Below are 17,997 nucleotides of genomic sequence, written 5' to 3'. Positions count from 1 at the left end.
CCATCAGTCAGATATAAAATCAGTAACTACATTTAGTAGTTCATTAGGTCTTTCAATATGCGGTAAATGACCTGTATTTCTAAATTTATAATACTCTGAATTTCTCAGCAACTCAGACAACCTTCTCACATCACTCTCATAGAAAACTATATCTTTCTCACCAGCAACTACTAATGTAGGCACTTCAACTTTTGCAATCCATTTACTTGAGTTAAACCCTTCAACTGCACAACGTTGATTTTTAAACCCAATCAAACTAAAAGGATGTGGATTTGTTATCACAAGCTCGACAAGCTTCTCCACCTTCAGATCACTTCTTAGAAAATCATCAGAATAAACCCATGGTAAAAATAGCCTAGTTACAATTTGAGGCTCTAACACTCCCGCAGCCAATACCTTATAAAAAGCCTGCATAAACACACTATAGTGTCTAGAGGTCTTTATTGCTGAGTTTAATATAATAGCTTTTTCACATAACTTAGGATAATCATACATTAGCTGCTGAACAATAAATCCTCCCATCGATGAGCCAATAACAATCGTTTTCTCTATCTTTAAATAATCACAGAGACTCTTTACATCTTGAGCCATTTGAGCAATTGAATAAGGCTCATCTGGGCAATCTGTCTGACCAACACCCCTATTATCAAACACTATAACCCTATAATCTAAAGTAAGTTTATTAGCAAACTCACCCCAAGCTTTATTATCGGCACCAAAACCTCCTACTAAAACAATAGGATGTCCACAACCCCTCTCTTCATAATACATATTAATATCATTAATTCTTACCTTAGGCATTGCTTTCCCCTATTCATATAATAGAAATGATACTTCCATTATAATCAAAACAAGATTTGAATAAATATACAATTAAAGTTTTAATCCAACAAAAATAGGAATCAAAATAGGTTAAAAATATTTCTACAGACATAAAAAAAGCCACTCAAGGTGGCTTTTTAAATTTGGCATCCCGTAGGGGATTCGAACCCCTGTTGCCGCCGTGAAAGGGCGGTGTCCTAGGCCTCTAGACGAACGGGACATAAGACTTTTCGACCACTGTTTCCAGCGATATGAGGTGTATTATAATGACTTTTGAAACTTAGTCAAGCCTTTTATCAAAAATAATTAATATTTTTAGAAAATAAATTTATTATATCGAAATAAATATAAAAATATAAAGGATATATAAGAATAGATTTACTAAGAAAAGCCTACTAAAAGTAGGCATTATGATTTTAAGCTATGCTATTTGCAAAAGTCTTTTGTCTTAACAAGAAGAAATAACAAATCAACATTACAACAAAGAATGCTAAAATTGAAGCTGCTGAGTTTAAGTCATTTACTTCTTGGAAATATGCTCCAACTACAGTTAATATCATATAAAGGAAAACACTCCATGAAGATGCAAATGCTTTTTTAACACCTTTAGCTGTACGATAGTAACTCAAAGCATAAACTACGAACAATATAACATGTATAATCAGTGAAAATGCTACTGCCTTAAGACCTGACTGTATTATTAGATAAGAAACTAATAGATACACAAACCCACTTAATATACGCCCACAAGGCACATGAAATATATCACCTGCTTTCTTCATGTCAGTATTTAACTTAACATATGCAATAGGTATCGCAACACAAGTCAAAAGTTGAAAAACTGCAACCACAATCATAAGCTGCTGCCAACTTCTAAAGAATAAAACTATACCAATACATATAAGTAAGCCAAATACTAATGATCTTCTAGAAAGATTAAATTGCTCATGCATTTTTGCAAAGAACTGTGGCATTTGCTTATCTTGAGCCATCCCTGTAAATATTCTACCGGCAGAACCTGCATAAACTGTAGCAGTTCCAGATGGGCTTATTGCTGCATCTATGTATAAACATATTGCAAACACATTTAAGTTAAGAAGTAACATTAACTGAGCTAATGGAGATGTAAAGTTTAGTTGATGCCAACCATTTGCCAATAGATGACTAGGTAATGCTCCTATAAAGGCAACTTGCAATAATAAATATATAATTAAACATATAACGATACATCCTGTTAATGCTAAAGGAATATTGCGTTTTGGATTTTTAATTTCTGAACAAAATGTTGCAATAGTTCCAAAGCCATAGAATGAATAGAAAATACCACACGTAACAACCGCAGAGAAAACCGCTCCATAACCATATGGATTAAAACTATCATGGTATGCCACAAAGTTATGTGTATTAAATGATGTGTAAAGCAAGATCAATCCAGTAAGAACAGGTACACCAATTTTAAATATAGTCATAAAATTAGTAAATTTAGTAAGAGTTTTAACCCCCCAATAATTAATCAAACCATAAATGAAGATCAAAACAACTACACATAAAATACCTACATAAGTAAGATCATGATTAATAAAGATATATGGTTCTAATTTTGGATACGCTGTACTTAAGTACTGAATTGTCGCTTGAGCTTCTGATGGGATAGTTAAAAGTAAACCAACCCAGTTAGATATCGCCACAACAAATCCCATATCTGGATTATGACTAATTGTTAGTAATCTCCCAAACAGTCCTCGAACAGGTTTAAATGAAGCAATTTCACCCAGTAGTAATGATAATATCAATACCATCCCTGCACCGATCAACCAGGATATTAAAGATGCTGAACCAGCTTGTTTTGAAGCATAGTAAGCCGCAAACAACCAACCACTTCCAATAATACACCCAACTCCAATAGCTATTGCAGAAAAGAGTCCAGGACCACTATTTATGTTTTCATTTTCCATAATCTTAGTGTTTAATTTAAAATAATAGGTTTTTACAGTCTAGCAAAAAAAATATATAACTAGATAGTTTGCTACAGCAGATTTTAAAAGATGAAAATAACAGTTAGTTGCTATTTATCAAAGATTATTTGTTGATAGTATACTTATTTATTAGCAATATTATTTATTGCATTTGATACTCTTGAAATCACTTTTTCTCTACCTAGTAATTTAAGAGTGATGCCAATATCTGGAGACTGGCCAGAGCCTGTAATAGCAACACGCAAAGGCATACCGACCTTACCCATGCCTACTTCACACTGCTCTGCTGTATCACCAACAATATGGTGTAACACTTGTGGATCTTGCCATTGCTCTAAGCTTAGGGCTTCAAACTTCTCTAAAGCTACTTTTAATATATCGCCTGTAGCTGCTTTAAAATGTTTCTTAACTGCATTTTCATCATACGAAATATCATCATTATAGAAATAACTAGACTTCTCAGCAAGCTCAACTAAAGTATCAACTTTCTCTGCCATCACAGTAACAAGCTCTTGTAAGTCTGGTCCGTTACTAATATCCAAGCCTTGTTTTGAAAAATGATACTCAACTTCTGAACGAATATCTTCAAACCTAGATTCTTTAATATAGTGTTTATTAATCCACTTAAGCTTCTCAAAATCAAAGCGTGATGGTGAAGCACTAATATGTTCCAAATTAAAACTTTTTATCATCTCATCAAGAGAGAAAATCTCTTGATCACCATTTGACCACCCTAACCTAACAAGGTAATTAAGCATTGCTTGAGGTAAATAACCATCTTCACGATAAGCCATTACATTAACAGCACCATGTCGCTTAGATAGCTTCGCCCCATCTGGACCTAAAATCATTGGTACATGTGCAAATACTGGCACATCAGCATTTAATGCTTTATAGATATTAATTTGCTTAGGAGTATTGTTCACATGATCATCACCACGGATAACATGTGTAATTGCCATATCAATATCATCAACCACAACACAAAAGTTATAAGTTGGTGAACCATCAGCTCTTTGGATAATCATATCATCTAACTCTTGATTCGCGATAGAGATCTTACCTTTTACAGCATCATCCCAACTTACCACGCCATCTTTAGGATTTTTAAACCTTATAACAAAACTTTCACCCTCTTTAGGTACATAGTTTTCATCACGACATTTACTATCATAGCCTGTTTTAAGGTTGTTTGCTTGTTGATATTCTCTTAGCTCATCCAATCTTTCTTTAGAACAGCTACAGTAGTATGCTTTACCTTCAGAAATAAGTTGATCAACTACTTCTTTATATCTATCAAAACGCTTAGTTTGATAATAAGTTTCACCATCATTTTTTAAACCTAGCCACTTCATTCCATCTAAAATCGCATCAACTGCTTCTTGGGTAGATCTTTCTAAATCAGTGTCTTCGATTCTTAAAATAAACTTGCCATTATTATTTTTTGCATATAACCAACTAAATAATGCTGTACGCACGCCACCAACATGTAAAAAACCCGTTGGGCTCGGTGCAAATCTTGTTGTAACCATAATAATTAAAACTTTAGAAATAAAATTGCTTAAAGATTAAACTAGAAGATTGATTGTTTCAAGATTTTAAGAATTAATTTACTTAATAAAGTATCTAAACACACTTAGAGCAAATACCACGAATTTCCATATTCCAACTATGGACTAAAAATGATTCTTTTTCACTGACCTCTGTATATATATGCTTATCATCAATACACGTTTCTTTAGTCGCACCACACTTTTCACAAATAAGTATCTGTGTACCTTTATGCTTATGATTAAAGTTACAAGCTATATAGCAATTCATACTTTCAATCCTATGTATGAAGCCATGCTTTAACCAAAAATCAATTGCCCTATAAATAGTTGGTGGTTTTGTATCTTTCTCAGTAGATAAAAGTCTCAAAATATCATAAGCAGTAACGGGATCTTTTTGTCTAGTTATTGCGTCTAACACGCGTTTCCTAGGCTCTGTAAACCTATATTTATAAGATTTACAATATGCTTCAGCCTGCTCTATCAGATCCATATAACTTATTTTTGAATATATTTTAATATCTAAGTATAAACTAATAATCTTGATTTTTACAAACTGTTATATTGTAACACTTTGTGTTTTTATGTATTATTCAGCTAAAGATAATTAATACCAATCTTAAATGACTAATTTTGAAATAACTATACTTCTAGTGATTTTGCTAGTAACAATAGTTTCTGGCTCATTTCCTTTTATTAAAAAAGCATCAAACCCAACATTTAATTTTCCTGTTGGTGATGCTTTGGCTAATGGTGTTTTCTTAGGAGCTGGATTAATCCATATGCTTAGTGACTCAGCCAATGACTTTGCTGACTTGCATATAGCATACCCTTTCCCATTTTTGATAGCTGGAATAACAATACTATTATTTCTACTAATTGAGCATATAGGTGGCGCACTATCCAAAGCAAATAAAGGTAACCTAACTTTTATGGCAATAATGGCAACTATTATGCTATCTATCCATAGTTTCTTTGAAGGTGCTGCTCTAGGCCTATCAGAACAAGCAAGTATTGCTCTAGTTATATTTATAGCTATCATGGCACACAAGTGGGCAGCGAGCTTTGCACTATCAATAAGCATTAATAAAACTAATCTTAAATTCTCTATGAGAGCTCTTCTCTTTATCTTTTTTATACTAATGACACCTCTAGGAATAATACTTGGACAAGAGACTCTCCACTATGTTTCTAACCCATATATAGAGCCTGTATTTACATCAATAGCTGCCGGAACATTCATTTATCTTGGCACATTGCATGGCTTAGATAAATCTGTACTTATTAAAGATTGCTGTAATACTAAGCAATACTTCTTTGTAATCCTTGGTTTTGCAATTATGGCAATAGTTGCTATTTGGGCATAAACCTAAAAACTTTTATCGTAATCTAAAATAAATACACTGGCTAGCATAAATAGTTTAAAATAGACTATTAGCCTTTATAGGCCTATTTAAATTATAGGAGGTGCTTATGTCCTTTTATTCTATTGAAAACGAACTCTTAGAAAACTATAAATCAAAAGTTGAGCTTAAATACAAAATGCTCAATGGTCTTTTCTTAAGCACCCCCCTTGATAAAGAACATAATGCAAACTTTAAGTTAGCAACATTTTCTAATATTTGTAAAAGCGAGCTAAAAAACGGTAAAGATCCTATAGCAATTATCGAAAATCTGTACCCTGAAATGTCAGAGGAAGAAAAGCTCGAAACCTTTATAAAGTTTATCCGGTATATAGAGCGACAAATAGTCTTAGTTGATGCTCTAGAAGAAGCTGCGTATGTTAAAACACATGATTTAAATGGTGAATATAGTATAACTAGACTAGCAAGAAGAGTTAAAAGAAATAATAAACAAAATACTCTAACTAGAGTCCTAAAAGAGTATAAAACTAGACTTGTTCTTACAGCACATCCTACTCAGTTTTATGCCAAACTAGTACTACCTATCATTCACGATCTTAAAAAAGCCATTTTAGATAATGATATAAATAAAATTCAGGATATTTTCTTACAAATGGGTAAAACTAGATTTAGCAATAAAACTAAACCTACACCTGAAGACGAAGCTAAATCGATCATTTGGTATCTAAATAACATCTTCTATAATACTATTCCTAAAATTCAGCACAAACTAACTAATGATAATACTAATATTGAAATTGGCTTTTGGCCTGGTGGAGATAGAGATGGTAACCCATTTGTTACAGCACAAGTGACTAAGAGAGTATCAAAACACTTGCGAGTAAGTATTTTTGATTGCTATAACAAAGACCTAAAAAAGCTCATTAAAAAACTAACTTTTGAAAATGTACATGATGAGCTTACAAAAATTCGTAAAAAACTAAAAGCAAATAAATACTCTTCTGCACAAGTATTTCTAAATGAGCTTATTAAAGTAAAAAGTATTGTTGATACACAGTATGATTCTCTATTTGTTGACAAGCTTGATAACCTAATCTTAACGGTAAAAATCTTTGGTTTTCATTTTGCAAAACTAGATATTCGTCAAAATGCTAAAATACATAAGCAATTCTTCACTGAGATTTTTAGAGAAAACTATAATCTAGATTATCAGACCTTAGAAAATTCAGAGAAAATCAAACTTCTAGTTAAACTTGCTAAACAAAAAAGCCTCGTAGAACTAGAAATTAGCAGTGAGCTGGCTAAGGAACTAATAGAAACCATTAATACCATTCAGTATATTCAGCAACAAAATGGTTATGAGTCAATAGAAAGATATATCATTAGCAATGCTGACTCTACCGTAAGTATCTTAGAAGTTTTAACAATATTTGAACTTTTTAATAAAAACTCAAAAGATCAGGCCAAAATAAAAATAGAAGTTGTTCCCCTATTTGAGACTATGGAAGATCTGAAGAACTCAACTCAAATTATGGATGACTTACTAAATATCAAACTCTACACCGATAACTTACAAACGTGGCAAAACACCCAAACAATTATGCTTGGATTCTCTGATGGTACAAAAGATGGTGGTTACTTTATGGCTAACTGGTCAATCCTTGAGGCTAAACGAGCTTTGAGTAAATATCTTGGCTCTAAAGGTATTAAACCTATCTTCTTTGATGGTCGTGGTGGCCCTCCTTCACGTGGAGGTGGTGATATGTTTTTATTCTATAGAGGCCTATCAAATGTGGTTTCAAATCATGATGTCCAAGTAACCATTCAAGGACAAAGCATCTCGTCTAAATTTGGTAACACTGATAGTGCTCAATATAATCTAGAACAGATTCTTACATCTGGCTTATATGGTAAATTAAACTTACATAATGCTCATAAACTCAATGCTACAGAGCTTACCCTTATAAATGAACTAGGCAAGCTCTCTTTTGAAACTTATCTAGGGCTTAAAAACCATCCTCAGTTTATAGACTACCTCACAGAGGTAACCCCTTTAAAATACATCAGCGAAATGAATGTAGGCTCGCGACCATCAAAAAGAAACTCCGGAGATAAAATCAAACTAGACGATTTACGTGCTATCCCTTATGGTGCTGCATGGACACAAATGAGACAAAGTATCTTAGCATTTTATGGTCTTGGAACAGCAATAAACACAATGGTTGAAAAAAACCAAAAAAATCTAGCTCTAATCCAAAAAATATATAACCGTTCACTTATAATCAAAGGAATATTTGATAATGCTTTGCAAAGTATTGCCCAGACTGATTTCAATATGACTAAACATATAGGTAGCGATATTAAATATAGTAATTTTTGGCAACTAATACGTAATGAGCACGCTCTAGCAAAAGAATACCTACTAGTAGTAACTGAGAAAAATGAAAATTTCTTACATTCAAATCCTGTAAAAGAAAGATCTATAAAAATGAGAGATGATATTACTCTACCTCTAGTTATATTGCAGCAATATGCTCTCTATACAGTTAGAAATAACCCTAATCATAAGCATAAAGATCTTCTAAAGACTATAATAAAAAAATCTCTAGCTGCAAACATAAACGCTAATCAAAATTCTATATAGACTACTACTATGGTTTATACCATCTATTTATACTTTCTATCACAGCTGGAGCCATAAACTCTGTATCATCTAGATCAAACCACCTTATTTCAGAAATCTCTGCACATGGCTGTATTGGTTGGATGATATCTCCAGCATAGCACTGTACTGACACAATATCTGTCCTATCATGATTATCTGTTATGACTTCACCGAGATACTTTAGTTCTGATGACTGTATTTGTACGTTTAGTTCCTCATCAAGCTCACGAATAATTGTTTGTAGATGAGTTTCACCTTCATCTATCTTACCACCTGGAAAATACCAAATAGTATTATCACGAACCCTTACAAGAAGCATTTTGCCATCCTTGACACAAAGTAAGGCAGAAGTTTTTATCATAGTTATCACTGTATTATTTTCTATCTAACAAAAAACTATGATTACAAAAAAGTAGAAATATTTCTAGAGGAAAGTATTACAGATCCTTAAGCTTATACCAATATAAGCCAAGTATTATTACCATCAGTACTAGATATATAGCTATAATATTAGCGACTGTGTGTGCATGAAGCCCACCTTGAATAAAAGATACTAAACTCGTTATAGTCATATTTATAAGATACATAATCGCTGCCGCAGTTCCTGAAACATGAGTAAACATTGAAATACCCTTTCCTATAGATAAAGGAAATATTGCTCCACAAACAAAATATGCAGCCATAGTAGCTATAACAAGTAAGCTAAGACTATCATGTATAAAATAACTAGCTACAAAAAATATTAACATCAATAAAATGAAAAAATGCGTAACCATAAAATAGATCTTACTAACAGAATAATGATCCAATATTTTGCGTGCAATTATTGGAGCTGGCAGAAATGAACACCCTAAGAAGATCGCTAATTTACCAAAGAAAGAAGGTGAATACCCCATCACATCTTGGATTAAAAATGGACCTAAAGTGTTAAAACTAATAATCATAGAATAAGCCATACCCATAACTATACATAAAGTCATAAATTTTGCATCTGTAACTACTTCTGTAATATTTTTAGATACCTGTGATATTTTTAACTGTGTCTTTTTTGCAATAGTCTCTGGTATATATACAAAAACCAATACCGTTATTATAAAAGTAACTATAGTAAAGAAGTAAAATCCTGCTTTCCAACCAAAATACTCTTGTAAAAAACCTCCAATAATAGGTCCAACAATTGGTCCTAAGCCCCAAAGTAAGCCAAGAGTTGGCCCAAGCTTTAAAAGCTTCTCAGGAGGAAGTATATCTGAGAAAATACTTCTACTAAGTACACCCATAGATCCCATAAGTAATCCTTGACAACATCTAACTGTCAGTAATACATATTCATTAGGGATCAATGGCGGTAGAATACTTACTATAACAAACAATAAACATGAAGACCTTAGTAATGTTCTACGGCCTAAAGCATCAGTTATAATACCAATTATAAAGTTCCCCAATGCATAGCCTACTAAATATACTGAAATAACCATCTTTGCAGTTGCTGATGAGATATTTAATGAAGAGCTAATTCCTGGTAATGAAGGTGCGAACAAATCAATGCTCATCCCCATTAATATAAAGAATGATAAAAGTATTACCATTCTTATTTTTAATTTATCAATATTAATTATAGACATTTTTATTATTAGAAAATTGGAAAGACAATAATTTTATCAGAAATAATTTTAATAAAGATTATTTAAGCTACAGCAAAATCCAAAATTATATAAAATTTAATTTTCAAAAGTATTACCACAAAATTTCCTATAAAATATATCCATTAAAATTTAATTAATCTTTATTATGAATATAGTCAACTACGCTAAAACTCGATACACAACAAAAGCTTATGACTCAACAAAAAAGCTTACTAAAGAACAAATCCAACAGATAAAGGATATACTTAGATTTACGCCATCAAGTGTAAACTCTCAGCCATGGCACTTTATCTTGGCTACTTCTGAGCAAGCAAAATCAAAGCTTGCAAAGGCCGCTGAAAATATCCATCCTAAAAACGTAGCAAATATAAAAAACTCCGCTTTGACTATAGTACTTTGTTTTAAAACAAACATTGATAATAACTATCTAGAAGAGCTTTTAGATCAAGAAAGAAAAGATGGTCGCTTCCCTACTGCTGAATTCGAAAACATACAAAGAGATGTACGTAAAAAGTTTGCTCTAGCATACCAAGATAGACCTCAAGAATTACAAAACTGGGCTGAAAAACAAGTTTATATAAGCCTAGGCAATCTACTACTAGGCCTAGCTGGTTTAGGCTTGCATGCTACACCTATGGAAGGTATTGAAACAGATATTATTGATAAAGAGTTTAATTTGGAAGAAAAAGGCCTTAAAACTTCTGTTATTGTTACAGTTGGTTATAACTCAGAAGATGATTATAATGCTAAACTACCTAAATCAAGACTTCCTGAAGAAAAAATATTTACCGAGATTTAGTTAAAAAACTTTAGTTATATTAGAGAAGTTCCTATGAAAAATAATCTACAAAAAATCATATCACTTGATGAGCTACGTGAAATCTATCATCGTAAAGTCCCTAAAATGTTTGTTGACTACTGTGAGTCTGGCTCATGGAAACAACAAACCTTAGAATATAATCAAAAAGATTTTGATAAATATCTTTTTAAACAAAAAGTTCTTACAGATATACAACATCGCTCGTTAAATACTAAGATCATAGGGCAAGAATATAAAATGCCTTTAGCATTTGCTCCTGTAGGTTTACTTGGAATGCAACACGCTGATGGTGAGATTCATGCCGCTAGAGCTGCTGAAAAGTTTGGAATACCCTTTACCCTATCTACGATGTCTATTTGTTCTATTGAAGAAGTAGCAAAGAAAACATCAAAACCATTCTGGTTTCAGCTGTATATGATGAAAGATAGAAAGTTTATGGCAAATCTAATAGCTAGTGCAAAACATGCTGGTTGTAATGCTTTAGTACTAACAGCTGACTTACAAATGCTTGGGAATCGCTATGCTGATATAAAAAATGGTTTAACTGTACCACCAGAACCAACTATCAAAAATCTAATTAATTTAAGCACAAAAATCCCATGGTGCTTAAATATTTTAAAAACCAAAAATAGAACTTTTGGTAATATCCTAAATCATATAGAAAACAAAGGTGGCTTTGCATCTTTAGGCAAATGGACAAATGAACAGTTTGATCTAAGCTTAAACTGGCGAGATGTTGAATGGGTACAAAAACAATGGAATGGTCCAATGATTATCAAAGGTATTATGTGCCCTGAAGATGCTATTATGGCTCAAAATACTGGAGCTGATGCAATTGTTGTATCAAATCATGGTGGTCGCCAACTAGATGGTGCTCCATCAAGCATCTTAGTTCTAGAGGAAATCGTTGCATCTGTAGATAACAAGCTTGAAGTTCTTATTGATAGTGGCATTCGCTCTGGGCAAGATCTTTTAAAGGCAAAAGCCCTAGGTGCAACGGCTGGACTAATCGGTAGACCGATGGTTTATGGTGTCGGTGCTTATGGTGAGAGAGGAGCCCATAGAGTATTAGAGATCTTCTATGAAGAAATGGATAAAACTATGGCATTTTGTGGTCATACAGATATTAATAATGTTGATAAATCAATTTTAATAAATTCTAACTAGAAATATTTTAGATTTGCGAATCTTTGCAAAATTATAATCAAGTTAGCTATAGCACTAAGCTAAACAACTTAAAATAAAACATCCTAAAAAATATTGAATAAAGTATAAAACAACGACAGTAACTATCATTGGTATTATTAAAAACTTTCGATTCTCATCAAATACTGCAAAGATAATCGCAAATATAATAGATAAAACTCCTGAAACCTTTATTGCACCATAAATTGATGTCCAGACAAATCCATTTGCTTTTAAGATATTGAGAACTTCTTTAGATGATGTCAAATATACTGCTATATAACCAATTATAAGGCCTGATACAAACCAGAATATCGCCATAAATAAGTTTTTTAAAATGTAATCAAGTAATATATATGCCTTTTTCATACTTAAATCTATGTCCTAAAAGTTTAAATTATCATGTAGATGAACTTTTTTAGATTAAACTAGAAAACAAATTGTTTCAATATAAAATTTGATAGATTTTTTGCTGATAAAAATTTAAAGCTAAAAGTTATACTAAAGCCTCTTTCTTCTCAAGCGTTTTAGCATATAGCTCTTGATACTTAGCAAGCTTGCCTTTCTCTGCAGCAACTACAGCTTCTGGAGCATTTGAGACAAATCTTTCATTAGAAAGTTTCTTCTCTACCCTTGCAACCTCGCCTTTTAACTTATCTAACTCTTTATCTAATCTTGCTTTTTCAGCCTCAATATCAACCAAGCCTGCTAATGGAATGTTCAACTCTAGTCCTTCAACAATTTGCGATAAAGATGTTGGAGGATTATCATTAAACTCAATATTATTTATCCTAGCTAATGCTTTTATAAAGCCTTCTGTTTGAGCAAGATATTGTTTATCTTCTTCAGCGACATCTTTAACAATTAGAGAGATCTCTAAAGATGGCTTGATACCTACTTCACTACGCATATTACGTAGAGTTGTTACAACACTTTGTAACCATGTAATAGCTTTCTCAGCTTCTGGGGCTTCTAAATCTTCAGTAGCTACAGGGTAGCTGACATCCATAATTGTTTCTTTAGCATTATCAAGATGAGCTTTTAACTGCTGATAGATACTCTCTGTAATAAATGGAATTAATGGATGTGCTAAAGCAAGGATATTCTCTAGAACTTTAGTTAATGTGTATTTAACTCCATTTTTTTGCTTCTCAGATAAAGATTCATCTTTTAAAGCAACCTTAGCAAATTCAACATACCAGTCACAATAGTTATTCCAAACAAGATCATAAATAGTATTTGCCACCATATCAAAACGATAGTTAGCAAGTTGTCTATGGATATCCGCTACAGCATTATTTAAAACACTCCAAATCCACTTATCTGCAACACCTAGCTCATAATTATCACAAACTTTATAATCATCCAAATTCATCATTACAAATCTTGAAGCATTCCAAAGCTTGTTACAGAAATTACGATATCCCTCTACTCTAGCAGTATCAAAACTAATATCACGAGATGTAGAAGCCAATGCAGCATAAGTAAATCTCACAGCATCTGAACCATAAGCACTTATACCTTCAGGGAATTCTTTTTTAGTAGCTTTTTCGATCTTAGCTTTCATCTGTGGCTGCATTAGACCAGTGGTTCTTTTTTTCAAAAGCTCATCTAACGTAATACCATCTATCAAATCTACAGGATCTAAAACATTCCCCTTAGATTTTGACATTTTCTGACCTTCACTGTCACGAATAAGTCCAGTGATATAGATATCTCTAAACGGTACATCATTCATAAAATACATGCCAAACATCATCATTCTAGCAACCCAGAAGAAGATAATATCAAAACCAGTTACAAGTACGCTTGTCGGATAATATTTCTCTAACTCAGGAGTTTTCTCAGGCCAACCTAATGTGCTAAATGGCCATAATGCAGATGAGAACCATGTATCAAATACATCTTCATCCTGCTTAATAACTATATCATCAGCTAAATTATATTTAGCTCTAACATCTGCCTCACTTTCACCTACATAAGCATTACCTGCTTCATCATACCACGCAGGAATTCTATGACCCCACCATAATTGACGTGACACACACCAATCTTGAATATCTCTCATCCAAGAAAAATATGTATTTTTCCAGTTATCCGGTACAAATCTAACAGTACCATTTTCTACAGCTTCTATTGCTGGCTTTGCAAGTACATCAGTTTTGACAAACCATTGCTTAGTCAGATATGGTTCTAAAACTTCTCCAGTTCTATCACCGGTAGGCACTTTAAGAGCATGTGGCTCTATCTTATCTAAAAGACCTAGTGCATCCATATCAGCAACTATTTGCTTACGTGCTTCAAATCTATCTAAACCTTGATATTTTGACGGAACATTAGAATTTAATGCTGCATCATCAGTTAAGATATTCATCATTGGTAAATCATGTCTTTTACCCATTTCATAGTCATTAAAGTCATGAGCAGGAGTGATCTTTACACAGCCAGTACCAAAATCTTTCTCAACATAATCATCCGCGATAATTGGAATTTGTCTATCCGTAAGTGGTAGATTTATCATTTTACCTACTAAATGAGTGTATCTTTCATCTTCTGGATGAACTGCAACAGCCATATCACCAAGCATTGTCTCAGGACGAGTCGTTGCTATTATAATCTTCTCATCACTATCAGCTACAGGATATACAAAATGCCATAAAGAACCTTGCTTATCTACCTGAGCAACCTCTAAGTCTGAAACAGCTGTCTTTAATTTAGGATCCCAGTTCACTAATCTCTCACCACGATATGCTAAACCATCTTCGTATAGTTTAATAAAACATTTTTTAACTGCATCAGATAAACCATCATCCATTGTAAATCTCTCACGATCCCAATCTGGAGATGCGCCAATTCTACGCATTTGAGATGTGATAGTACCACCTGATAGCTCTTTCCATTCCCAAACCTTACTTACAAAATTCTCACGCCCTAAATCATGTCTTGAGATACCTTGAGCATTAAGCTGTCTTTCAACAACCATTTGCGTAGCAATGCCTGCATGATCCGTACCTGGTTGCCAAAGTGTATCTTTACCGTTCATACGATTATAACGCGTAAGGATATCCATCAAAGTCATCTGAAAACCATGCCCCATATGTAATGTCCCTGTTACATTAGGTGGTGGTAGCATTATTGCATAAGTATCTTTTGAGTCAGTATGGTTATTCTCAGTCGGGCAAGCAAACTTACCTGAAGCTTCCCAGTTCTGGTAGTTAGATTGTTCTATTTCTTTTGGATTATAGTTTTTATTCATTTCTTGAGTCATTATATAACGCCGTAAATATTTAAGTTTATAGAAAAAATTTAATGCTGATAATTTTAACAAAGTTAAGCACAAAAATATAGAATGACTACGAGTTAGTCTAATGGCATATCTATTATATTAATTATTTGGTTTTCAACATGAGATATAAAATATATTGAACCTGTTTTGGATAGATGATGCCCGTCTGAATAAAAGGGAGTGCCATTTATATCTAAATTTTTACAATAATCATCTTTACAAAAAGTACTAAAAGGATTTATGAAATACACATTTTTATGCTTAGATGCATACTCTTTTAAAATTTTATTTACATTAATGGCTGCTATACTTAAATTTTCTTTCTGAGTCGGTAAGCAATTATCTGAATTAAACCATTTTAATTTAGTTATGCAATTCATCACATTAAATTTTGAAGCTCCTGGAACATCTCCAATAATAATTAGCTTATGCCCATCCATAAGTTTTAATAATTTATCTAAAGAGTTTGTAAATGGTTTATAGTCTTTATAACTTGTCATACTTGATGTATTGATATTTAGACTTTTGTGATTTTTTAGATATCCAGCAATGTTTAATTGATATGAGTAACTTGCTGAGTAAATTAATATAGAATTTTTACTTTTTAACAGTTGAGATATTGCTTCTTTATATCCAGTTTTTGCACTTCTATCAAACAACTCTTGATTTGCGTTTATTCTAGTTATTCCTGGCAAAAGTAAAGAAGATGCATACTTACCAGCACCTCCACCAGATACTGTAAATACTGTTAGGTTATTTGGTTTCGCTATTTCATCAACTATTCCAGTATCTAACATTCCTGAATGACTATCTCCCATCGTTACAATATTAGGGTAAGGTGTTCTCCCTTCAAATATTAAGCCTCCTGAAAAACCAGATCCTCCCCAGTTTTCTTCATGGTATTTTGATATATCGTCGACTTTAGCTAAAGCATTAGGGGATTTAGCTCTCCAAATCCAACCTTTACTATAAAATATTGACCCTCCAATAATAAGAAAAAACAATACAACAACAGACCACCTTAATAATAACCATATTTGTTTTGATTTATTTTTTGGTATTGATTTTCTAAATGGCTGTTCAATGAAATAGTACATAAGTGTAGCTATTAATATTGAACTAGCTAATATAATATATTTTGCTACTGTAGATAAGTCAAAAGATTGTCCAATATCTTGATTATATGTTTTTACAAAAACAATTAATGGCCAGTGTACTAAATAAAGTGAATAACTTATTAAACCAATAAAACCTACAACACTATTTCTCAATAAGTAACCAGTAAACTTAGCTGTACCTGAATATATTAGCAATACGGCACCAAAGCATGGAAGTAGAGCATTATAACTAGGAAATAATGTACTACTATCATATGAGAATATAGGATATATAATAAAAACAAAACCTATAACACAACATATCTCTTTAAATAAAGATGTTTTTAGTGAACCATTGTCCGTCTGTCTGTCTACAAAAACTAGTATTGCACCCACACAAAACTCGAAAGCTCTGAAAGGGGCTAAGTAATATAGACTAGATAGATTCACATCTTGTCTATGTATAGACCACCCTAAACTTAGTAAAAATATTACTATTACCGTCGGTATAAGTAGCTTCCTATTAACCTTAGAAAAAATCAATATCATAATAGGCCAAAAAATATAGAACTGTTCTTCAACGCCTAAAGACCAAGTATGGAGTAATGGATTAGATTGAGAGAATATATCAAAATATCCTGCTTGATTATAAAAAAACACGTTAGAAAATGATATTGATGCTGTAGCTAAAGAGCCCCCAAAAATTTTAAACTGTGCAATATTTAATAGCCAAATAGAGAGTATAAACGATATAAATAAGACAAATGCCAGAGCTGGAAGTATCCTCCTGACCCTTCTAGTATAAAAATTTATAAAGCAAAAATTTCCAGTTTGATTAATCTCTTTGACTATAATATTAGTGATTAAAAATCCAGAAATCACAAAAAAAACATCCACCCCGACATATCCCCCACTAAAGGGAGTAAAGTTTAAATGTACAAATATTACCGATAAAACGGCTAGTGCTCTTAATCCATCAATATGTTTGTAGTATGTCATTAATATACATCCTAATGTTAATAATTTTAACAAAGTTCTTTAAAAAGTACTATTAGTTAGTCAACAAAGACCTATCAACTCCTCTTTTCTTCCAGATGATAATGCCTATTACAGATGTAAGCATATATACAAGTTGCATTAGCGACAGATAATAATTATGAACCATAAAAAACATTACTGTCTCTAGAGCATTTAATGTAGTCAAAAAAAGCCAACAGTAAATACTTCTAACAGCCATTAAGAATGTTGCTATAAGCCCCATAGTTGCAACAATAGTATCAAGTATTGGTAAAGGATTATTCGTAAATTGGACCTGAATCATGGCAACAACAAAAACTACTAATATATAAGGTAATAAGTGCCATTTCTTAAAATAATAAATCGATGTTTTCCAATTTATAAAGCCTAAAAAGCAAACAATTGCTGCTAAAGCCCTAATTATAGCATTTGCATATAACTCATCAGAGTATGTAAATGCCGATAAACTTGCAAATAGAAAAGTCCCTAATAGTAAATTTATTCTCCATCCAATAACTTGTGTAAATTGTGTTATATATCCCAATATAGATATTGCTAATTCCATTGTTTTT

At 32.4% G+C, this 17,997-nt stretch carries 14 protein-coding genes and 1 tRNA gene; 4 read left to right on the top strand and 11 right to left on the bottom strand.

Annotated features, from left to right (window positions below):
* Window positions 1-3: 3 nt before the first annotated feature.
* The 5 genes from FIP56_RS01100 to FIP56_RS01080 form a co-directional block, all read right to left on the bottom strand.
* Entirely contained in the window at window positions 4-801 is a 798-nt protein-coding gene (locus FIP56_RS01100; protein ID WP_192577163.1) for an alpha/beta hydrolase, read from the bottom strand.
* Between the two features lie 165 nt (window positions 802-966).
* A tRNA-Glu gene (locus FIP56_RS01095) sits at window positions 967-1,042 on the bottom strand.
* Between the two features lie 196 nt (window positions 1,043-1,238).
* Window positions 1,239-2,693, bottom strand: coding sequence for an APC family permease (locus FIP56_RS01090; RefSeq protein ID WP_245323100.1), 1,455 nt, complete (start codon window positions 2,691-2,693; stop codon window positions 1,239-1,241).
* Between the two features lie 227 nt (window positions 2,694-2,920).
* A complete protein-coding gene (gene gltX, locus FIP56_RS01085; protein ID WP_192577162.1) occupies window positions 2,921-4,330 on the bottom strand; it encodes a glutamate--tRNA ligase in 1,410 nt (469 codons plus the stop codon).
* 94 nt (window positions 4,331-4,424) lie between these two features.
* On the bottom strand, window positions 4,425-4,841 hold the full coding sequence (locus tag FIP56_RS01080) for a Fur family transcriptional regulator (protein ID WP_192577161.1): 417 nt from the start codon (window positions 4,839-4,841) through the stop codon (window positions 4,425-4,427).
* Window positions 4,842-4,971: 130 nt separating this feature from the next.
* Between FIP56_RS01080 and FIP56_RS01075 the strand changes: the two genes are divergently transcribed.
* On the top strand, window positions 4,972-5,715 hold the full coding sequence (locus tag FIP56_RS01075; protein WP_192577160.1) for a ZIP family metal transporter: 744 nt from the start codon (window positions 4,972-4,974) through the stop codon (window positions 5,713-5,715).
* Between the two features lie 106 nt (window positions 5,716-5,821).
* Window positions 5,822-8,356, top strand: a complete 2,535-nt coding sequence (locus FIP56_RS01070; RefSeq protein WP_192577159.1) for a phosphoenolpyruvate carboxylase — start codon at window positions 5,822-5,824, stop codon at window positions 8,354-8,356.
* 7 nt (window positions 8,357-8,363) lie between these two features.
* On the opposite strand, the gene FIP56_RS01065 is transcribed toward FIP56_RS01070, so the two are convergent.
* Window positions 8,364-8,738 carry an NUDIX domain-containing protein gene (locus FIP56_RS01065; RefSeq protein ID WP_192577158.1) on the bottom strand — a complete coding sequence of 125 codons (375 nt, stop codon included), beginning with the start codon at window positions 8,736-8,738 and terminating at the stop codon, window positions 8,364-8,366.
* A 76-nt stretch (window positions 8,739-8,814) separates the two neighbouring features.
* Window positions 8,815-9,999, bottom strand: coding sequence for an MFS transporter (locus tag FIP56_RS01060; RefSeq protein ID WP_245323079.1), 1,185 nt, complete (start codon window positions 9,997-9,999; stop codon window positions 8,815-8,817).
* A gap of 166 nt (window positions 10,000-10,165) precedes the next feature.
* Here FIP56_RS01060 and nfsB point away from each other — a divergent pair, with 166 nt between their 5' ends.
* Both nfsB and FIP56_RS01050 read left to right on the top strand, forming a co-directional pair.
* Window positions 10,166-10,819 carry an oxygen-insensitive NAD(P)H nitroreductase gene (gene nfsB / locus FIP56_RS01055; protein WP_192577157.1) on the top strand — a complete coding sequence of 218 codons (654 nt, stop codon included), beginning with the start codon at window positions 10,166-10,168 and terminating at the stop codon, window positions 10,817-10,819.
* A gap of 33 nt (window positions 10,820-10,852) precedes the next feature.
* Entirely contained in the window at window positions 10,853-12,007 is a 1,155-nt protein-coding gene (locus FIP56_RS01050; protein WP_192577156.1) for an alpha-hydroxy acid oxidase, read from the top strand.
* Window positions 12,008-12,061: 54 nt separating this feature from the next.
* Here FIP56_RS01050 and FIP56_RS01045 read toward each other — a convergent pair whose 3' ends face one another.
* The 4 genes from FIP56_RS01045 to FIP56_RS01030 all read right to left on the bottom strand — a co-directional run bounded on the left by FIP56_RS01045 (window position 12,062) and on the right by FIP56_RS01030 (window position 17,990).
* Complete coding sequence (locus tag FIP56_RS01045) at window positions 12,062-12,394, bottom strand: hypothetical protein (RefSeq protein WP_192577155.1); 333 nt, start codon at window positions 12,392-12,394, stop codon at window positions 12,062-12,064.
* Window positions 12,395-12,521: 127 nt separating this feature from the next.
* Complete coding sequence (locus tag FIP56_RS01040; RefSeq protein ID WP_192577154.1) at window positions 12,522-15,293, bottom strand: valine--tRNA ligase; 2,772 nt, start codon at window positions 15,291-15,293, stop codon at window positions 12,522-12,524.
* Window positions 15,294-15,385: 92 nt separating this feature from the next.
* On the bottom strand, window positions 15,386-17,407 hold the full coding sequence (locus FIP56_RS01035) for an acyltransferase family protein (RefSeq protein ID WP_192577153.1): 2,022 nt from the start codon (window positions 17,405-17,407) through the stop codon (window positions 15,386-15,388).
* A 52-nt stretch (window positions 17,408-17,459) separates the two neighbouring features.
* Window positions 17,460-17,990 carry a nicotinamide mononucleotide transporter family protein gene (locus FIP56_RS01030; RefSeq protein ID WP_192577152.1) on the bottom strand — a complete coding sequence of 177 codons (531 nt, stop codon included), beginning with the start codon at window positions 17,988-17,990 and terminating at the stop codon, window positions 17,460-17,462.
* Window positions 17,991-17,997 lie beyond the last annotated feature (7 nt).

It is taken from the genome of Francisella sp. LA112445 (assembly GCF_012224145.1).
GTDB lineage: Bacteria > Pseudomonadota > Gammaproteobacteria > Francisellales > Francisellaceae > Francisella.
The sequence above is the reverse complement of the archived record's forward strand: the minus strand, read 5'-3'. Positions and strand labels throughout refer to the sequence as shown.

What these genes read in the sequence shown, in the direction of transcription:
- FIP56_RS01035 (WP_192577153.1), bottom strand. Translation starts at nt 17,407, where the DNA reads ATGACATACTACAAACATATTGATGGATTAAGAGCACTAGCCGTTTTA.
- FIP56_RS01080 (WP_192577161.1), bottom strand. Translation starts at nt 4,841, where the DNA reads ATGGATCTGATAGAGCAGGCTGAAGCATATTGTAAATCTTATAAATAT.
- FIP56_RS01045 (WP_192577155.1), bottom strand. Translation starts at nt 12,394, where the DNA reads ATGAAAAAGGCATATATATTACTTGATTACATTTTAAAAAACTTATTT.
- gltX (WP_192577162.1), bottom strand. Translation starts at nt 4,330, where the DNA reads ATGGTTACAACAAGATTTGCACCGAGCCCAACGGGTTTTTTACATGTT.
- FIP56_RS01075 (WP_192577160.1), top strand. Translation starts at nt 4,972, where the DNA reads ATGACTAATTTTGAAATAACTATACTTCTAGTGATTTTGCTAGTAACA.
- FIP56_RS01060 (WP_245323079.1), bottom strand. Translation starts at nt 9,999, where the DNA reads ATGTCTATAATTAATATTGATAAATTAAAAATAAGAATGGTAATACTT.
- FIP56_RS01050 (WP_192577156.1), top strand. Translation starts at nt 10,853, where the DNA reads ATGAAAAATAATCTACAAAAAATCATATCACTTGATGAGCTACGTGAA.
- FIP56_RS01070 (WP_192577159.1), top strand. Translation starts at nt 5,822, where the DNA reads ATGTCCTTTTATTCTATTGAAAACGAACTCTTAGAAAACTATAAATCA.
- FIP56_RS01100 (WP_192577163.1), bottom strand. Translation starts at nt 801, where the DNA reads ATGCCTAAGGTAAGAATTAATGATATTAATATGTATTATGAAGAGAGG.
- nfsB (WP_192577157.1), top strand. Translation starts at nt 10,166, where the DNA reads ATGAATATAGTCAACTACGCTAAAACTCGATACACAACAAAAGCTTAT.
- FIP56_RS01065 (WP_192577158.1), bottom strand. Translation starts at nt 8,738, where the DNA reads ATGATAAAAACTTCTGCCTTACTTTGTGTCAAGGATGGCAAAATGCTT.
- FIP56_RS01030 (WP_192577152.1), bottom strand. Translation starts at nt 17,990, where the DNA reads ATGGAATTAGCAATATCTATATTGGGATATATAACACAATTTACACAA.
- FIP56_RS01040 (WP_192577154.1), bottom strand. Translation starts at nt 15,293, where the DNA reads ATGACTCAAGAAATGAATAAAAACTATAATCCAAAAGAAATAGAACAA.